Origin of the sequence: Pseudoalteromonas sp. C2R02 (assembly GCF_018860845.1) — a bacterium.
GTDB lineage: Bacteria > Pseudomonadota > Gammaproteobacteria > Enterobacterales > Alteromonadaceae > Pseudoalteromonas.
Genome location: NZ_JAHKQC010000030.1, coordinates 17237 through 33988, shown reverse-complemented (window position 1 = coordinate 33988; position 16752 = coordinate 17237). Strand labels below are relative to the sequence as shown.

At 33.5% G+C, this 16752-nt stretch carries 13 protein-coding genes; 9 read left to right on the top strand and 4 right to left on the bottom strand.

The features are described 5' to 3' along the window. The 5 genes from KO527_RS11715 to KO527_RS11695 all read left to right on the top strand — a co-directional run bounded on the left by KO527_RS11715 (window position 1) and on the right by KO527_RS11695 (window position 10271). The gene (locus KO527_RS11715) at window positions 1–1803 is read left to right on the top strand and encodes a site-specific integrase (RefSeq protein WP_216040490.1); all 1803 of its coding nucleotides are present in this window, start codon (window positions 1–3) and stop codon (window positions 1801–1803) included. Between the two features lie 2 nt (window positions 1804–1805). Then, window positions 1806–3707 carry a site-specific integrase gene (locus tag KO527_RS11710; RefSeq protein ID WP_216040489.1) on the top strand — a complete coding sequence of 634 codons (1902 nt, stop codon included), beginning with the start codon at window positions 1806–1808 and terminating at the stop codon, window positions 3705–3707. Window positions 3708–3715: 8 nt separating this feature from the next. After that, window positions 3716–4180 (top strand): hypothetical protein, encoded by a 465-nt coding sequence (locus KO527_RS11705; RefSeq protein WP_216040488.1) that lies wholly within the window; start codon window positions 3716–3718, stop codon window positions 4178–4180. Next, the gene (locus KO527_RS11700) at window positions 4177–6117 is read left to right on the top strand and encodes a DNA topoisomerase III (protein WP_216040487.1); all 1941 of its coding nucleotides are present in this window, start codon (window positions 4177–4179) and stop codon (window positions 6115–6117) included. Before KO527_RS11705 ends, KO527_RS11700 begins: the two co-directional genes overlap by 4 nt. 209 nt (window positions 6118–6326) lie before the next feature. Next, a complete protein-coding gene (locus tag KO527_RS11695) occupies window positions 6327–10271 on the top strand; it encodes a hypothetical protein (RefSeq protein ID WP_216040486.1) in 3945 nt (1314 codons plus the stop codon). A 78-nt stretch (window positions 10272–10349) separates the two neighbouring features. On the opposite strand, the gene KO527_RS11690 is transcribed toward KO527_RS11695, so the two are convergent. The 4 genes from KO527_RS11690 to KO527_RS11675 form a co-directional block, all read right to left on the bottom strand. Continuing rightward, complete coding sequence (locus tag KO527_RS11690; RefSeq protein ID WP_216040485.1) at window positions 10350–10772, bottom strand: hypothetical protein; 423 nt, start codon at window positions 10770–10772, stop codon at window positions 10350–10352. A gap of 1 nt (window position 10773) precedes the next feature. Continuing rightward, window positions 10774–11829: a hypothetical protein gene (locus KO527_RS11685; protein ID WP_216040484.1), complete on the bottom strand. Its 1056-nt coding sequence runs from the start codon at window positions 11827–11829 to the stop codon at window positions 10774–10776. Continuing rightward, window positions 11819–12727 (bottom strand): MvdC/MvdD family ATP grasp protein, encoded by a 909-nt coding sequence (locus KO527_RS11680; RefSeq protein WP_216040483.1) that lies wholly within the window; start codon window positions 12725–12727, stop codon window positions 11819–11821. The genes KO527_RS11685 and KO527_RS11680 overlap by 11 nt, the downstream gene beginning before the upstream one ends. Before the next feature lie 234 nt (window positions 12728–12961). After that, the gene (locus tag KO527_RS11675) at window positions 12962–13264 is read right to left on the bottom strand and encodes a helix-turn-helix transcriptional regulator (protein ID WP_216040482.1); all 303 of its coding nucleotides are present in this window, start codon (window positions 13262–13264) and stop codon (window positions 12962–12964) included. A 96-nt stretch (window positions 13265–13360) separates the two neighbouring features. Here KO527_RS11675 and KO527_RS11670 point away from each other — a divergent pair, with 96 nt between their 5' ends. From KO527_RS11670 to KO527_RS11655, 4 genes are all read left to right on the top strand, one after another. Then, entirely contained in the window at window positions 13361–13891 is a 531-nt protein-coding gene (locus KO527_RS11670) for a hypothetical protein (protein ID WP_216040481.1), read from the top strand. A 49-nt stretch (window positions 13892–13940) separates the two neighbouring features. Continuing rightward, the gene (locus KO527_RS11665) at window positions 13941–14213 is read left to right on the top strand and encodes a hypothetical protein (protein WP_216040480.1); all 273 of its coding nucleotides are present in this window, start codon (window positions 13941–13943) and stop codon (window positions 14211–14213) included. A 403-nt stretch (window positions 14214–14616) separates the two neighbouring features. After that, complete coding sequence (locus KO527_RS11660) at window positions 14617–15930, top strand: TIR domain-containing protein (protein WP_216040479.1); 1314 nt, start codon at window positions 14617–14619, stop codon at window positions 15928–15930. A gap of 306 nt (window positions 15931–16236) precedes the next feature. Then, window positions 16237–16659, top strand: a complete 423-nt coding sequence (locus tag KO527_RS11655) for a hypothetical protein (RefSeq protein WP_216040478.1) — start codon at window positions 16237–16239, stop codon at window positions 16657–16659. Window positions 16660–16752: the final 93 nt, after the last annotated feature.

Sequence of the window (16752 nt, the reverse complement as noted above, 5' to 3'; positions counted from 1 at the left end):
ATGGCTTTTATCGGAAATGAAAAGCGCAAAGCCATCCACATTCAAAAAGATATAGAACTTGATGTGCTCAAAATTCCAATAGAGCAGATGGTGCTAAAAGATGATAGCCATACTGCTTATTTTAGGCGATTAGGCTTTAAAGGTTGCCCAAATGCAAAGTCTAAAGGTTTTACTTTGAATTTTGAGCTTGATCGAACTTTACAAGATATGAACAGGTGGAAGGAAGTCAAAAACCTGTATTCCATAATGATAAAACTAGATAGACGCCCAAGAACTAAAATCAATATTTTTAATGCTATCGTGTCATTAATTCAACATTGTGATGAAAAGGGGATAAAGGATTTCTATTCTGCAATAGCAATCCGTAGTTATATATTTAAGCTAAAAGGTAGATATCTTCAGGGAATAAAAGGAAAAACAGTCATGCAGATTCAAAATTCAATAAAGGTGGTTTTGTCTGAAGTGAACCCGACTCTTTTATGTGAATTAAGTGCTGATTTTTTAACGTTAAGCAATGATACGTCACCTAGCTCGACTTATTCCGATGAAGAACTAAAGAAAGTAGTTAAAGCTTTATATAAAATTTTTAATTCTTATAAAGAGTGCGCTATCTCAAATACTGTTCCACAAGTGCACCCTCTATACAATGAGGAAACGTTATTAACAAATAACAATTTTAACGGTCATACAGAAAAAGCTTGGAAAAAAAAGCTTTACACAAAAAATTTTTTGGATAAATGGCGTAACGAACTAATAAATACAGCATTCTATTTAACAAGTTTTTATACAGGAGCCAATGAGTCTGCATTACTTAATTTGAAGCTTTCAGATATCTCAGCAGATACGTTTAATCAAGTATCTAGTGGAAGCTATATTTTAAAAACAGTTAAATACAGGCAAGGTGGAAAAGAGAATTTCATTGAAATAGGATTTAGTAAAAAGGCTAAAGAATTTTTTGAAACTTGGTTACTATTAAGAAAAATAATAATAAAACAGGAGTTTGATTATGTATTCCCACATATTATTAAAAATAAAATAACGAAAACATCACCTGCAAGTTCCTGTGTATCACTTAATAATACTTTTGGTTTACTAGGTCTTCCACTATTGAGCACACAGCGGTTTAGAAAAACTAAAGCTACTTTGATAATGAGAGCGACAGAAAGTATTTTCTCAGTTGCCGAAGGTTTAAATAATAGTCCTGAGACCGTTTCTAGGCATTATTCTAATGGCATGCCTGAATTAATGGAGTTCTCGATTGCTGGAGCGCTTGATGTAAGGCAGAGAACTGTTCAAGGAGAGTCATTAGATGAAGCGGTTATTGAAAGTGCTTATCACTTTAGAGATCCAGTGAGAGAGCAGTTTTATTTAGAAAAAAAATTGGAAGTCCCAAATAATTTATCCAATGGACTTCGCTGTAAAGATTCTTTCGGTGAAAAAGCTAAGCAGCTAAAAAAATCACTAGTTAAAGCTGGTTTGGCTAAACAGAAAAATAAGGTTGCATGCCATAAGTTTTTAGAATGTTTTGGTTGCCCATACCATGCTGTTATTGCTGAAGTTGATGATATTTGGCTTATGCTTTCGTTTAGAGATGTAATTCTTGAGGTCGCCTGTCAGCCATCAATTAACTCAATACCCACTACGACATTAACCAAGGTTACTAATACCGTAGAGTCAATTTTAGAGCGATTGAAGCGAGAATTTCCTCACGTATATAAAAGTGCTGAAGTGAAGTATTCTGAGCTTCCACATCCTCTTTGGGCTGATAAAACCGATTTTAATGTTTTAATGGAGTTACATTAATAATGAAAGAGTTAATTAAGCCTCTAGAGACTATTAATGCTGTATATCAAAAAGTAACTGATACTGATAATAAAGTTATTTCTTACTATTCAGATGGTGAACCTTTTAGTTATTACAAAGATGACATTTGGTTAATTCTAAAAGAAGACGTTAAGTTAAATTTTGGAAATCTCAGTAATGGATTTAAATCAGTTTGTAAGAGATTAATCTTTAAATTGCTAAATTGTGATGATCTCATAAGTAAAAAAAGTATCGGTATGAAGTACATACAAGCATTTTCAATTTTCGACAAGTGCATTATTGAATGTGGCGGTACGGACTTTACCTTTATAAACTCAGATAAAGGGTTTAGAGACTTTATAAAAGTAGCTCAAAGCCGTAATTTAAAATACAAAACATGGAAAAACTACTTAATAATACTTAGCGTTTTAAAAAAAGAAGGGGTTATCTCTAGAGTAATTAATAATGCTGATGAGTTAGCTGTTTTACTCGCAAATAGTCACCGAATTTCACATCAAACGATAGCTTTACCAGAAAATATAGCCTCAAATTATTTTAAAGTTGCATTAGATGTTGTTGCTAAGTATCACCCAAGTAGAAGGGTTATTAGTGATACATATGAAAGTTTTATTCAAGATTACAATAAAAATATTGAACAAGGGTATGGTGTTCCTACAGCTAGGGGTTACGCTCAAAAAAATTATCAAGAACAAACTAAAACTATAGATTTTAAACTAGATCTTACAGGGCAGTGGTTAAGCCTAATTCGAGCAGCATGTTATATAGTCATAGCTGGTTTTACTGGCTGTAGAGATGGTGAAGTTAAGTCATTAACAATTAGGTCTTATCAAGAAAAAAAATATGGAGGTATGGTTATTCCTGTAGTAAATGGAATTCATACAAAAGTAAACGTTGCAGGTGTAGAAAGACAAACAAGCTGGGTAACTATTCCTGCTGTACAACAAGCTATTGAACTTATATATGACATTTATGAATTCTCAAGGAATGCTTGGAAAGAACGAGCTAAGTTATATTTCCACATTGATGAACAACAAAAAATGATAAAAGAAGCAGACTCGCTTTTTTTATCATATTCACCAACAGCTAGGCATCCATCTGCAGGACGTCAAGGCATTGAGTGTTCTTTAAAAAGCTTTGTTAAGTTTGTTAATTACAGAGCTACTTCCCACGATGTTACTGAATTTAACCTTTTAAATCCATCACGAAAAGATGAATTAAAAGTTGGTGAAACATTAATTCCTAACCCACATTGTTTTCGAAGAACTTTTGCGGTTTATATTGTTCGTAATAAACTGGCATCGCTCTTAGACTTAAAATATCAATTTAAACATCTCAATATTTTTATGACTTCTTGGTACTCCAACCAAGCAAATGTGGCTGGCTATTTTGACATGATGTTAGATAAAGAATTACTTTTAGATATAGCACAAGAAAATCATGAGTTCATGACCGACACTCTTTACCATATTTATAATGAAGCAGAATCGCTGTCTGGAGCTGAAGGTAAACGAATAGAAAGTTTACGAGGTGAAGACAGAAGCACCATTTATTTGAGCCGTGACGAAATTTCAAAGCAAGTTCGTGATGGACAAATGTCTATAATAGAAACACCTGTTGGCCACTGTACTAATCCCCGATGTGACCGTATTTGTGATGCGCCTGTCTGTAAGTATGCGGTTGTTACTAAAACCAAGGCGTTAGAACTTCTTCCCAAAAGAAACCTATTAATAACCAAATTTGAATCATTGATCGAGTTTGGATTGAAAATGCCGAACATATTGTCGAAGCTCTATTATGAAATTAAATCGATAGAACAATGTTTTAAAGATCATAATATTGCCTTTGATGTATTCAAACACGACATTAATCAAACACTTTTATAAGAGCACCTATGACAGAACAATCAGATAGAGGCAGAGAAACGTTAATCAGGTTAGAGCAAGCATGGGATAGGCTTATTGATGGTGAGCCATTAAATACAAAACCTGATGGGCGCATTAGCTTAAAGAGAATCAATGATGAAGCTGGTTTAAGTTCTGGTGGTATTTATTATTATTCAGAATTTGTTGAAATTGCTAATCAAAGAATTCAGTTACTAAAGCAAGGTTCAGCCGTAGATAAAAGTGTAAAAAACAAACAGGCTGAAAGTAAACTACGCGAGCAGCGCGACAAAGAAAAAGAATTAAAAGAGCGTTATAGATCTCAGCGTGACCAAATAAAAGCGTTTAGTGATCAAGTTTTAGCTCATAATGCTCAGCTTGAATTTACGCTTTTTGAAGCGTTAGAAAAGGTATCTTTGTTAGAGCAACAACTAGAAATATATAAAGTTAGTCCAATTACAGGTAAAAAAGTTTGAGATTGTTTATTGCAGAAAAACCAAGCCTCGGCAGAGCACTAGTAGATGTATTACCTAAACCGCATAAGAAAAGTGATGGTTTTATCACTGCTGGTAATGGCGACGTTGTTACTTGGTGTATCGGTCATTTATTAGAACAAGCAGAGCCAGAGGCGTACAACCCTGATTATAAAAAATGGGCTGTTGAGCATTTGCCTATTGTTCCTGATAAATGGAAGCTTGTCGTTAAAAGTCAAACAAGAAAGCAATTTACAGTAGTAAAAACATTAATAAAAAAAGCCAGTACGTTAGTAAATATGGGCGATCCAGATCGAGTTGGGCAAATTTTGATTGATGAGGTGATCAATCATAGCGGTGTATCTAAAGCTAAAAAAGCGGAGGTATTAAGGTGCTTAATAAGTGACTTAAACCCAGCGGCAGTAAAAAAAGCATTAAATAATTTACGTAAAAATACCGACTTCATTCCTCTTGCGACATCTGCATTAGCACGCGCAAGAGCTGATTGGCTGTATGGAATCAACATGACTCGTCTATGCACGTTACAAGGGCGTCAGTCAGGTTATAACGGTGTTTTATCAATTGGCCGAGTACAAACACCAGTTTTAGGTTTAATCGTTCACAGAGACTTAGAGATTGCGAATTTTGTATCAAAACCATTTTATGAGGTTACCTGTACTCTTATTACTTCTAAAGGTGAGCCTTATCAGGCTAAATGGCGTCCAAGCAAAGCATGTGAGCCTTACATGGATGAAGATAATCGAGTGTTATCCAAAGCATTAGCCTTAAACGTTGTATCAAAGGTACAAAATAAATCAGGAAAAATTGTTAATGTAACTCAAGCAAAAAAAGCGACACCTCCGCCATTACCGTACAGTTTATCAGCCTTACAAATTGATGCAGCAAAAAGGTTTGGTATGAGCGCACAATCAGTACTTGATACGTGTCAGCAATTATATGAGCGACATAAATTAATTACTTACCCTCGCTCAGATTGTCGATATTTACCCAAAGAGCACTTGAACGATGTTAAGCAAGTCGTTGGAGCTATTAGTAAATCATGCTCAGCTTTGAATGATGCAGCTAACAACGCAAATCTTAGTTTAAAAAGTAAAGCATGGAATGACTCAAAGGTAAGTGCCCACCACGCAATAATTCCTACATCAAAATCAACTGATTTAAGCCGCTTATCACCTGCTGAAAATAATATTTATGAACTAGTGGCTAGGCAGTACCTTATTCAATTTTATCCTCCTTTTGAATATGTTGATAAACAAATTGATACGGAAGTGTCAGGTGGTTTATTTATTGCTAAGCAAAAAGATGTGGTATCACAAGGTTGGAAAAGTTTATTTCCTTCAAAGCAAAGTTCACAAGGGGATAGTGAATTTTCAGCGATCAACCTTCCTAATGTTTCAAAGGGTGACGAAGTGCACTGCCAACAAGCTGATTTGATAGAAAAGCAAACTACGCCACCTAAATATTTCACAGATGCTACATTACTTTCAGCTATGACAGGTATCGCCCGTTATGTTACTGACACCTCAATCAAAAAAGTATTACGTGACACTGATGGTCTAGGAACAGAAGCAACAAGGGCTGGAATTATTGAGCTTTTATTTAAACGTCAATTTCTTTCACGTAAAGGCAAAGATATTAGGGCTACTGATGTTGGAACACAGTTAATATGTTCATTACCCCAACGTATGACAATCCCTGATATGACAGCTCATTGGGAATCACAACTAGAGGCCATTAGCCAAAAAGAAATAAAGTACACACATTTTATGGAGCCCATTACTCAAAGCATAGATGTATTAATCAATGAAGTGAAAATGGTTACTTTTAGTGGATTAAAAGGTAAGGGTACACCATACAAGGCGAAGAGGGCTTTTAAGCCTAAGACAAAGAGAAAAAATAAAACTACAAATACATTTTAAAAAGTAACTTAGTGTCGAAAATTACTTATTTGATCAGCATCGGAGACTAACAACTATTTTTTGAAAATTTTGATTATTGCAGGTTTAAGTTCAAAAACAGTCAATCATTAGGCTGATTATATTTTATTATAAGTTTCTATAAAAGTCATATGTGCTAACTATCTTAAATATGGTAAGTTTTGTGTACTAATAACTTTGACTTTACTTGTATGTCTAACTCTTATATTCAACTTAATCGGCTGTTTAATGAAATACCTACATCATTAAGTGATGAAAAAGATCTTTCAGATTTTTATTCTCTAGGAACAAGAAATGGAGATACTTGGGAAGGGTTATTAAATAAAGACCGAATAATCATTTTAGCTGAGGCTGGTTCAGGTAAAACTGTTGAAATAAGAGAGCAAGCTAAGAAACTCTCAGCAGAGGAAAAGTGTTCGTTTTTCATAAAAATTGAAGACATAAAAGATAACTTTGAAGATGCTTTTGAGTTTGGTGATATATCTCAATTTGATACTTGGTTGACAGGTCAAGAATATGGGTACTTTTTTTTAGACTCAGTTGATGAAGCAAAAATTGCAAATGAAAAAGACTTCCAAAAAGCGCTTCGCTGCTTTAGCAAAAAAATTAACAAGGGGATAAGTAGAGCAAAAATATTCATAACATCCCGAGGTTCAGCTTGGCGGCCAAAAACTGATTTGGAATTTGTTAATAATTTGTTGTTACTTAAAAATGATGATAAGTCTAAATCCTCTTTTGAGGTATATTCTTTTTCTGACTTAAGTTATGAACAAATTCGTATCTTTTCTCTAGAAAAAGGTATTGAAAATATTGATATCTTTATGGCGGAGGTAAAAGAAAAAGAAGCTGAATTTTTCACCAGAAAACCATTAGATTTACTGTCGGTGGTTGAGTTTTGGAAAAAGAATCAAAGAATAGGTTCTCGCTCTGAGTTATTGCAAAATCTGTTAACTATTAAGCTAGAGCTAATAGAGGTTGGTCGTGATAAATGTGATTTATCTTTATCAAAAGTCCTTAAAGGTGTACAAGAAATTGCGGCAGCATTAACTTTTGGTAAAAAGTCTAAAATATCTGTTCCTGACGCAAAAGTTAATCATGAAATTCTCAATGTTCATCAAGTTCTTCCTGATTGGACTAATGATGAAATTACTACATTGCTAAATCGAGCTGTATTTGAACCTTCTGCATATGGCACTGTCAGTTTTTCAAATAGACTCCTAAGGGAGTATTTAACTGCTCAGTGGGTGTCAATAAAATACGCCAGTAAAGGGAGCGATGATAAGCTTCGTTCTTTATTTTATAGTACTACTTACGGTATAGAAGTTCCTGTACAGACATTAAAGCCCATATTGTCGTGGTATGCCCTTATGAACGATAGCTTTGCTGAAGTAGTAGCAAATATATCGCCAGAAGTGTTTATAGAAGAGGGAGACCCTTCTAAGTTACCAATAGAGCAGCGTCAAGCTTTACTCATGAAGTTTTGTGAGATGATTGGCGCAACAGACGATTCATTTATTTCATTTGACGCTAATGCTATTGCTAGGTTCAGCCACCCTGATATGGGGGGGATATTTCAAAGTCTATTGCAGCAATATTTAAGCAACAAACAGTTAAGGCAAATATTGCTGCAAATGGCTTTATGTGTTGAAGCTAAAGAGTGTGAAAATGTAGCATGTGAAATATCTAAGACTGTTGGAATGGATGTTTTATCTATGACTTTGGCTGTAAGGTTATTAAAAAAAATAGCGATGCCGGATGTGATTAAGGATAATGCTAGTGAATTACTTGCCTCCTTTTCAGAAAGCAATAATGAATCTTTAGCTAGTTTGATATTAGATGAATATGGAAATCAATTACAAGTAAGTGAATTACTAGAAATATTCCCTTGTATAAACAAACCAAGTAAATATAGCTATAGGGCTATACAATCATCGGTTGAAAATTTTATAGAGCGATTAAGCTTCGACTCCGTTTTAACTGTAATAGATTCATTGTTTGGCATGATTGATACTAAACCTTACGCAAAGCACTTCAGGTGTTTGGTCTCAGAGCGATATGAATGGTTATTTGGCTGTGTTGAAGTAGCTTTACTCAGGGTTATTAAATCAAAAGACGCAACACACTTATCAACTAATGTGCTTGAGCTTATTTCGAGAGCTCAGGTCTATCATAAATGTGGAGGCTATAGTCAACACGAAAAAAAGCTTCCTAAAGCTGTTAGTAATTGGAAGGAACTTAACTATCAACTTTTTTGGCACGACGTAGCTAAGGAAAGGAGCAGAACTGAAGAGGATAATAAAGAATCTTCAAACCCTAAGTCAGTTAATATGTGGTTTCAAGCTCGTGCTTTTCATGAGTTTTGGGCGTTCAATTACGATGACTTTCAGCAAGTAATAAAATGGGTTATGACTAAGTCGATTAGGGATGACAAGTGTGTCGCCTTTTCATTGGCATGGACGTTAGCAAAAGAAAATGGACTAACTTCAGAAGATCTTGAAAAAGTTAATGGTGTATCCCGTGAGTTTGAAGGTGGTGCTGCTCTTTTAGACGGATTCTTAAATCCCGTAAAGGAAGATTGGCAAAAAGAGCACGAAGTTCAAGAGGAAAAATTCTCAAAACAGCGTGAAGAAAAAGAAGAATTAAGAAAAAATAACTTTATTGAAAGTGTAGCAACTATAAAAGCTGAACCTGAAACTATCCTAGATATACGGCATGCTGTTACTGGTAAGTTAAATGGCTTTCAAAGCTATTTGTTTGATTGTATAAGAAGTAAATCTAAAGATAATAATCATTGGTGTTGCTTAAATTGGGAGGTATTGGTTTCTGATTTTGGAGATGAGGTTGCTTTAGCGTATAAAAACGCTTCAATATCGTATTGGCGCTCTTATAATGCCCCGTTATTAAAGTCAGAAGGAAATGATTTAAGCTCTGCTACTTATGGTTTTACTTTCGCGTTAAGTGGTGTCGGAATTGAAAATGAGACTATTGAAAATTGGGAGGCGTCATTATCTGAAATAGAAGTGAAGCAAGCTACAAAGTTAGCTCTTTGTGAAATGAATGAGTTACCAATCTGGTTTGAGAAGTTATTTATAGCTCACCCTGTGTTAGTTTCATCAATATTAATGCAAGAAATTCAGTGGTTATTAACTAATAGTGAAGAATCTAATTCAGGTCGTTATGTTTTAGGGCAAATACTAGTAAATGGTCATTACTTATTTGAAACATTATCTCGACCATTGCTTGACCTCATATATGATACAAACAACTCAAGTTATCAAATTAACAAAAATATTTTACGTATATTGACTACATCAAAATATATATCCAATGAAGAGCTTGCTAGCTTATCAGAGTACAAAATTAAGAATAATTGCGATAATCTTAAAGGCGTGTGGTGGGCTATATTAATTAGTTCAGATGCAATTAAAGGTGTACCGCTATTAGGTTTGAAGCTAAAAATAAAAGCTAGTGAAGATGCTACGAACTTAGCTATATCTGTACTTTCTGAGCTATCTAATAAGCGTAGTTATGACGAGTTGAGTGGCAGGAAATCACATCATACAGTTACTTCAACTATGGAGTTATATAAATTGATGCATCTATACATACGGGAAGAAGATGATATAGATAGGGCAAACGGGGGGTGTTATTCTCCGACTTCAAGAGACGATGCTCAAGATGCTAGAAATAACCTATTTAATTCATTGAAAGAAATCCCTGGTGAAGAAACTTATAAAGCTTTGATGGATATTGCTAATATGTGGAGTGATGTCCCTTACAGGAAGTCATGGATAGAGCATTTAGCTTTACAGCGAGTGATAGAGGATGCAGATAAAGAAGCTATGACAGAAACTGCTTTTAATAAGTATTCTCAGGAATTAACCCATGCTGTAGAATCAACAGTACTTTTGACTAAAATTGAGAATAATGTGAGTAATAATTTTAATGGATCAGTATCAAACTCTGTTATAGGCGACAATAATAAGGATATTAAAATTACTCAAGACAGCAATAATACTGAAAATATTCCTGAGCCGATTAAAGCAAGTAAATGGCACGAAACCTTATTAGGAAAAATAATTGTCGGAGTGTTTATAGGTGCAACTGTATTAGGTATCAGACAATTTTTCTTTTAAGTCTGAGGTTGAATAATTTTGATTGCTGAAATGGCATCCATGTAATTAAAGTAAACTAGTTACTTAAAATAGGTAATACTAGTTTAATAATAACTCGTTATTGTCTGAACTCTCAACAGTGTTTGTTTGTAAGGTCGACATCTGATGTATCTCGTCTTCGTCAGACTGCTCGATTGTTCTAGTAACTATCGTAGTCATCTCATTAACCTCGTCATTATCAGATGGCTCTATAGATTTAGTTACAAGCGTGGAGCAATGTAAATTATTTGTGATTTCGTCTCCGTCCCAAGGTTCGACTGTAAATGTCTGTACTGTTGAGCCTTGTAAATTGGTATGTTCTTCATTATATTTGACTTCTGTCTTATAGCTGTAATCAGTAGCGATAGAGCCTTCATCGATTTGCTCAATTGTTTCTGTCAGTCTAGTTGTATCCGCAGCACTGTGAATCGCTTTAGATTTAACTTCTATAACTTCACTATAGTTTAATATATATGGCTTCATATCACTCTCCGTACTTAAGCACTACTATGTTAGTGTGTAGCGTATCTGTTTTCATTGAAATATGCTCCAGTTTTTGTTTTATATTCATATTGGGTTTTAGTAATTCAATTAGCGTGTCTACTTTTGGATTTGATTTATTACTAATGACGTAGATTTTTCCTTCGTATGTATCTAGCACATTAAGAAATTTAGCCAGCTGCTTTGATTGTAACTTTTGTTGATTATTAATAACAATGTATTCATTTATTACTGGCGGTAAAAGTTGATTATAATCAAGAAGGTCGTTTTTACTAACAAAAAGGCATAACCAAGCAGCCACTAGAACTATAAAGCTTCGGTTAAAGTACTTTTCTGCATTTTTTGTAATTGAAACGGTGATTTGAGATTCATTATTGAGTGAGAGAAAATCAATATAAAAGCTTTTAGCTAATTGAAGACTGGTAGAATCTTGTTTAAGCTCCTTGAATGAAGATTTAACAAATGCTTTTACTTTTAACGCAAAAGTGACTTGTAAAAAGGCACTTAACCCATAAAAGGTAAATAAAATTAGAAATATTGAGCTTAAAACTATAAGAATGTTGATTGAGCTTGCTCTTACAATTTCGGTTAGCAAATAAACACCAACGGCAGCTAGTGCTAAAATTATAGAGCGATAGCTATTCATTTTTGTATATGAGTTAGATATCCGTGTTCGGCTTTGAGTTATCTTTTCTTTTAATAGCTCTATGTGTAACTTTAGTTTTTTATCATTTTCATCATTATCTGATTTGTACGGTTGAACATACTTACTTGATTTATCGTCAATGTCGTTTTGTTGGCTAATTGGGCAAATATCAAAAAAGTCCAGCTTTTCTAATAAGTTGAGTTTCCATGTGGTTTTTGATTTAAAAAGTGATATAACGTAATATTTATTTTGTCCTAGCGACAAAGTAAATAAAGTAAATCGAATATCACTATTTTTACCATTATACGAACCAAAGTCACTATCACTAGAAATATGTAATATAGGCGACCAATTTAGTATCGTACCAACCCAAACAAAAAACTTAATTACCACGTAAATACCTCACTATACTACCCGATATATTAAGCTCGGTTTCAAACTCCAACCAAGCCCATTGCCCATTTACATTCATTTCTAAAAAGTACCAACTATCGTTATGAACAATAAAGTCAAAGCAACCAAAATCCATTTTACACAATTTCATGAACTTAACGCACTTGCTGTAAATGTCTTTGGGCATTTCAAAAACCGAGTAAGTGATCTTGTTATCTGATTTGCGCCAATCAATTTCATTTAGTGATTCAATTTTTACAACAAACACTTCACTATCGACAAAGGTTGCTCGTATTTCGTAATCTTTTTTTTGATAAAGCTGAAAATATGATGGTGAGTACTTAAGCGCGTCTAAATTTATATTGGCATCAATCATATTAGTTTGAACATACTCTTTAGTTTTTTCATCCTGTATAACCCCCACTGACAATGGTTTTACAATTGCTTCGTTAGCTTGATATTCTTTTACAAAATCTGCATTGTTTGTCATCAAGTAATCAGGTGCCTCAAATCCAACTTGCTGTGCTATTTTAGCTTGAAATATTTTATTGCCAGCTGGTCGCATGATGGATGGCTTGGTTAAGCAAGTTCCATCAAAAGCCTCGACAATCCCTTCTATTAGCGAATAAGCCTCTTTATGGGAAAATGATTGATATTTTAGGTCGATAATTCCATTAAGATTTTCAGGGGTGGGTTTTCTATAATAGATTGATGAGCATGATGCTTCATGCAGAATGTCATTACCATTACTAATGACAAAGCCATCTTTAGTATAAGAAATAGAATATTTAGAAAAAAAATCTAAATCTAATCGAAAAAAGTCTACGTCATTGTATTTTTGTATGATGTAGTCACAAGTTTTATCATAAGAGCTTGTGACTATTAGTATTTTTTCCATTCCGTCAAGTTCCGATTAATCTTTTTCAATTGTAACGTTAGCTAGGTTTTATATACATATGGACTAAAATCATTTTTCTTATTCAGATCCACTATCAACTCCTTAACATACCAACAAGCTGTATTTTATCCGTTAAGAAATAACCTTTATTAGCTCAAGTTGCAATGACTCATATCGAGCCAGCTTATTCAATATAAGTTAAATATATTTGTATAATGTTGTGAAAGTTGAGGTTTATTTACTTAACTGTTCGATCAGTTTTTGTTTTTCTTCTATTGATAGATTGTTAATTAAGCAAGCAAGTTCAGCTGTTTCACTACTATCACAAAAGAAGTAATTCAAAGGTACGCCTAACTCAGCGGCCATACGCTGTAGCGTTTGAACGTCAGGAGTGTGTCTGTCTTTTTCGTAATGATTCATCCGACTACTTGCTGAGCTAGCATCTAAACCAATACGTATACCTAATTCTTTTTGAGTCATACTCGCTCGCTTACGAGCTTCTTTAAGCCTGACTGGGATAGGATTTGGTTTAACCACTTAGTTTTCATCTGTATACCTAGAATAACTTAGATTGTCTAAGTTTTACTTATATTAGTATACTTAGCAATACTAAGTTTTTATTGGTAATCCCATATGTCTAAAACTATTAAACTCAATGAGTATATTTATTATCTTTTAATTGAAAAGGATTTGAATCACTTTACCATCACCACTTTGCGTGACATGTTGCAATCGATTAGCAATGTTTTCGAGGAGCCAATTGAAGCAAGGCGATTTATATACCGGCAAGTCATTCGTTTAGTTAAACAAAACTTGCTAGTTAGTGATAAAAATCCAAGCCCCAAATATGCTAAATATAGTAAAACCTCACTTTTTAAGGCTTCAGATTTTGTTAAATTACAGAAGCATCCGATATCGGACTCTTTGCCATTAAAGGCTATTAGTAATGCTAAGTGTTTTGAAATTGAACTTGCTCAAGCGGAAAAAGCACACAATATAAATATATTGATAGTGGAGAGTGAAATTGAAGAATATAAACGTCTCATGGATAAATTCCCTCAAAATAGAGAGCTTATTTTGCCGTTTCACGATAAAGGGCAAATAAGATTGCTATCACTGAAAGGTAAGATAGCTGCATTAAAAAATATTCAACATGCTAAATAATGACTATATAAAATCTGATTAGCAAATATTACAGAAAGCGAGTAATAATATGAAAGAAAATATGAAAAACAGTAAGGGGACAAAGCATCAAGTTCCCACTTTTTTAATGGGTAGTATCAAAGATGAAACCGAGGGAAATTTTCTATATCCTTTAGATCTACCTCTTTTCTATACAACGTCAGAGCAAAGAGAAATAATGAACAAAGCAGCCGTGAAGGCTGATGCCATAGAAAAAAAACTAAGTATTAAACACGAAATAGTAAGAAAGGTTATTGTCAGAAGACAAAATAGTTTGATCACTTTATGTCGATTAACCAACTAACAAGGTCAATCTCAAAAGTCAGCAAGGAGCCTTGAGTTTAAGTGGTTTATATAAAGAGTTATATTAATGGAAATACGTTACACAGTAGCTGTAAAGATGTAATTTCCTAACCACTAGGATAATTACAATCTACACTTTCTCTGCTAGAAAAAGAGGGAACATGTCTTGTATACAAAAAATTAATTAATTATAGTCAATAACATATGAATTTTGTATCGAAATATTGAGCGAAAATAATCAAGAATAATGCGCATGCACGCTTTCCTAGACAGCTAAAATCAGTTTTTATTAGTTAACGTTATGTTCTTCTATGCTTAAATCGTATTTTTTATTAAGAGGTCTAACCTGATAAACACGCATGCACATTATACAAATATTAGCTTTACTAATAAGATGAGCCAAAATGAACGATAAACAAAAAGTATTCATCTCTTATTCATGGACCGATATGCAAGTAGCTGACGAGATTGAAAAGGATTTAAGTCAATTACAATTAAATTTAGTTCGTGATGTACGAGATATTGAATACAAGCATAGTATTTCAAGTTTTATGGAACGTATTAGAGATGCAGATTTTGCTATTCTACTAATTAGCGATGCCTACTTACGCTCTAAAAATTGCATGAAAGAAGTATTACATGTGTTAAAAGACAAAAATTATGAAGATAAAATACTGCCTGTAATGGTCACTGGGACTAATATTTATACTGCGGAAGATCGGATTGAATATACTAAACATTGGATAAAAGAAAAAGAGAATTTAAGTTCATTAATTTCATCTCTTCCGCCTACTGCAATTGTAAGTGAAATAGCAGAATTAAAGGCTCTTGAAAATATAAGCTCAAATATTAATGATTTTCTCTCTTATGTCAGTGACATTAAAAATTTAACATTTAATGAGTTAAAAAAGGAGGGGTATAAATCTATACTTTCTTGTTTGGGGGCTGTTGACCTTACTCACTTGATTGAGCTATTAAAAATCTCATATTTAGATGATATTGATCTAAAAGAAATTTCATTAGACCAATGGTTTGAAAGCAACACTCCAACATCAGATGCTTACTCCATACGTGCTAGCATTTCTTCGCATCGGAATAACCTTAAGAAGGCAGAGCATAATTTTAATAAGGCAATAGAATTAAATAGTAAAAACTCTTATGCATTAAATAACTATGGATTTATGTTTTATCGGTTAGGTATTAACCATGAAAAAGCAAAAGAGTTATTTGAAAAAGCAATTGAATATATGCCAAATTTAACGGAAGCTCGTTTAAATTTGGGTTGTCTTTTAAGCCGAAAATTTGATGATTATGAAGGTGCTAAGCTTCAGTATGAAGAGGTGATTTCTTATAATCCTACTGAAGAAAAAGCATACAATAATTTAACGAATTTTTATAAATTCAAATGTAAGGACAATAAAAGTAATCGTCAAACTATTTGCAATCTTTATGACAAAGCTTTGTCTATAAACCCCGATTACCTTGAAGCACATATGGGTTATGGTAGTTTTCTTTCAGAAACCATGGGGGATCATGAAACTGCAATCGAACATTACGATGAAATGCTTAGAATTGACAGAGAGTCAGCTGAATTAGTTTCTAAATTAAAAGAACGCGTTGACCAATTGAAGCAAAAAAAGACTCAAGTTAAAACTGGTCGAAATGAATTGTGTACTTGTGGAAGTGGCTTAAAATTTAAAAAATGTCATGGGGCATAAAAACTAACAATGTATTTAAACGCAACTAAAATAGTGGGTTACGTTTCGATTCGTTCCACATTTTAGCCCTCTATTTTAGTTTGCTTAATACGACGTTGAGGCTGTAGATTAATTAATATTTTAACTTCATAATCTAAAAACAGGGTTCTAAATGCATTAGTTAAGTTAAGTTAAGTTAAGTTTTAAGCTTACTTTGCTATACAGGAATCCACTTTTTTATCAATTTTAGCCATTCGATAAATTCTATTGATTCGTTAGGTGAATCTAAAATTAAATTACGTAGGTGATATTTTGAAGCTGTTTATTATGTTTTCACAAGTACTTTATAGTACAAAAGATGGCTACACCTATAGCAAGAATGAATATGTAGTGCATAAGGTGTTTGAGGCAAAAAATAGGAAAGCTGCAAACATAGAACAAGAAAAATTTGACTATCCAATTTTAAATTTGGAACTAGTAAATTCACTAAATAAGCGTGGATATTCAATCAACTTAAATGACAACCCCACTCTTGATCTTGAAGATATGTTAGCGCTAACCGCAACGGTTAACGTTCAAGTTATAGCTGAATATCTTTTTCCTGCGATAGTAGCATATTACGAAACATGCAAAGATTCAGATTTGGTATTAATAGTTAAAGAAAAATTGCACTACATAAGTAGTAATACTAATTACATTTTGGTAGCTGAAAGCCCTGATGACTTTCCAAAACTACTTAGAAGTCAGTAACCCAACTGGAGGTTTCTAACCTCCAGCCCCCACAGCATCCATCGTGCGATTATGAAATAGGAAAACACTACCCTTAAAGCCCATTATCTTTAT

Coding starts and splice junctions, on each gene's coding strand:
- KO527_RS11715 (WP_216040490.1), top strand. CDS start 1: ATGGCTTTTATCGGAAATGAAAAGCGCAAAGCCATCCACATTCAAAAA.
- KO527_RS11710 (WP_216040489.1), top strand. CDS start 1,806: ATGAAAGAGTTAATTAAGCCTCTAGAGACTATTAATGCTGTATATCAA.
- KO527_RS11705 (WP_216040488.1), top strand. CDS start 3,716: ATGACAGAACAATCAGATAGAGGCAGAGAAACGTTAATCAGGTTAGAG.
- KO527_RS11695 (WP_216040486.1), top strand. CDS start 6,327: ATGTCTAACTCTTATATTCAACTTAATCGGCTGTTTAATGAAATACCT.
- KO527_RS11690 (WP_216040485.1), bottom strand. CDS start 10,772: ATGAAGCCATATATATTAAACTATAGTGAAGTTATAGAAGTTAAATCT.
- KO527_RS11680 (WP_216040483.1), bottom strand. CDS start 12,727: ATGGAAAAAATACTAATAGTCACAAGCTCTTATGATAAAACTTGTGAC.
- KO527_RS11670 (WP_216040481.1), top strand. CDS start 13,361: ATGTCTAAAACTATTAAACTCAATGAGTATATTTATTATCTTTTAATT.
- KO527_RS11665 (WP_216040480.1), top strand. CDS start 13,941: ATGAAAGAAAATATGAAAAACAGTAAGGGGACAAAGCATCAAGTTCCC.
- KO527_RS11660 (WP_216040479.1), top strand. CDS start 14,617: ATGAACGATAAACAAAAAGTATTCATCTCTTATTCATGGACCGATATG.
- KO527_RS11655 (WP_216040478.1), top strand. CDS start 16,237: ATGTTTTCACAAGTACTTTATAGTACAAAAGATGGCTACACCTATAGC.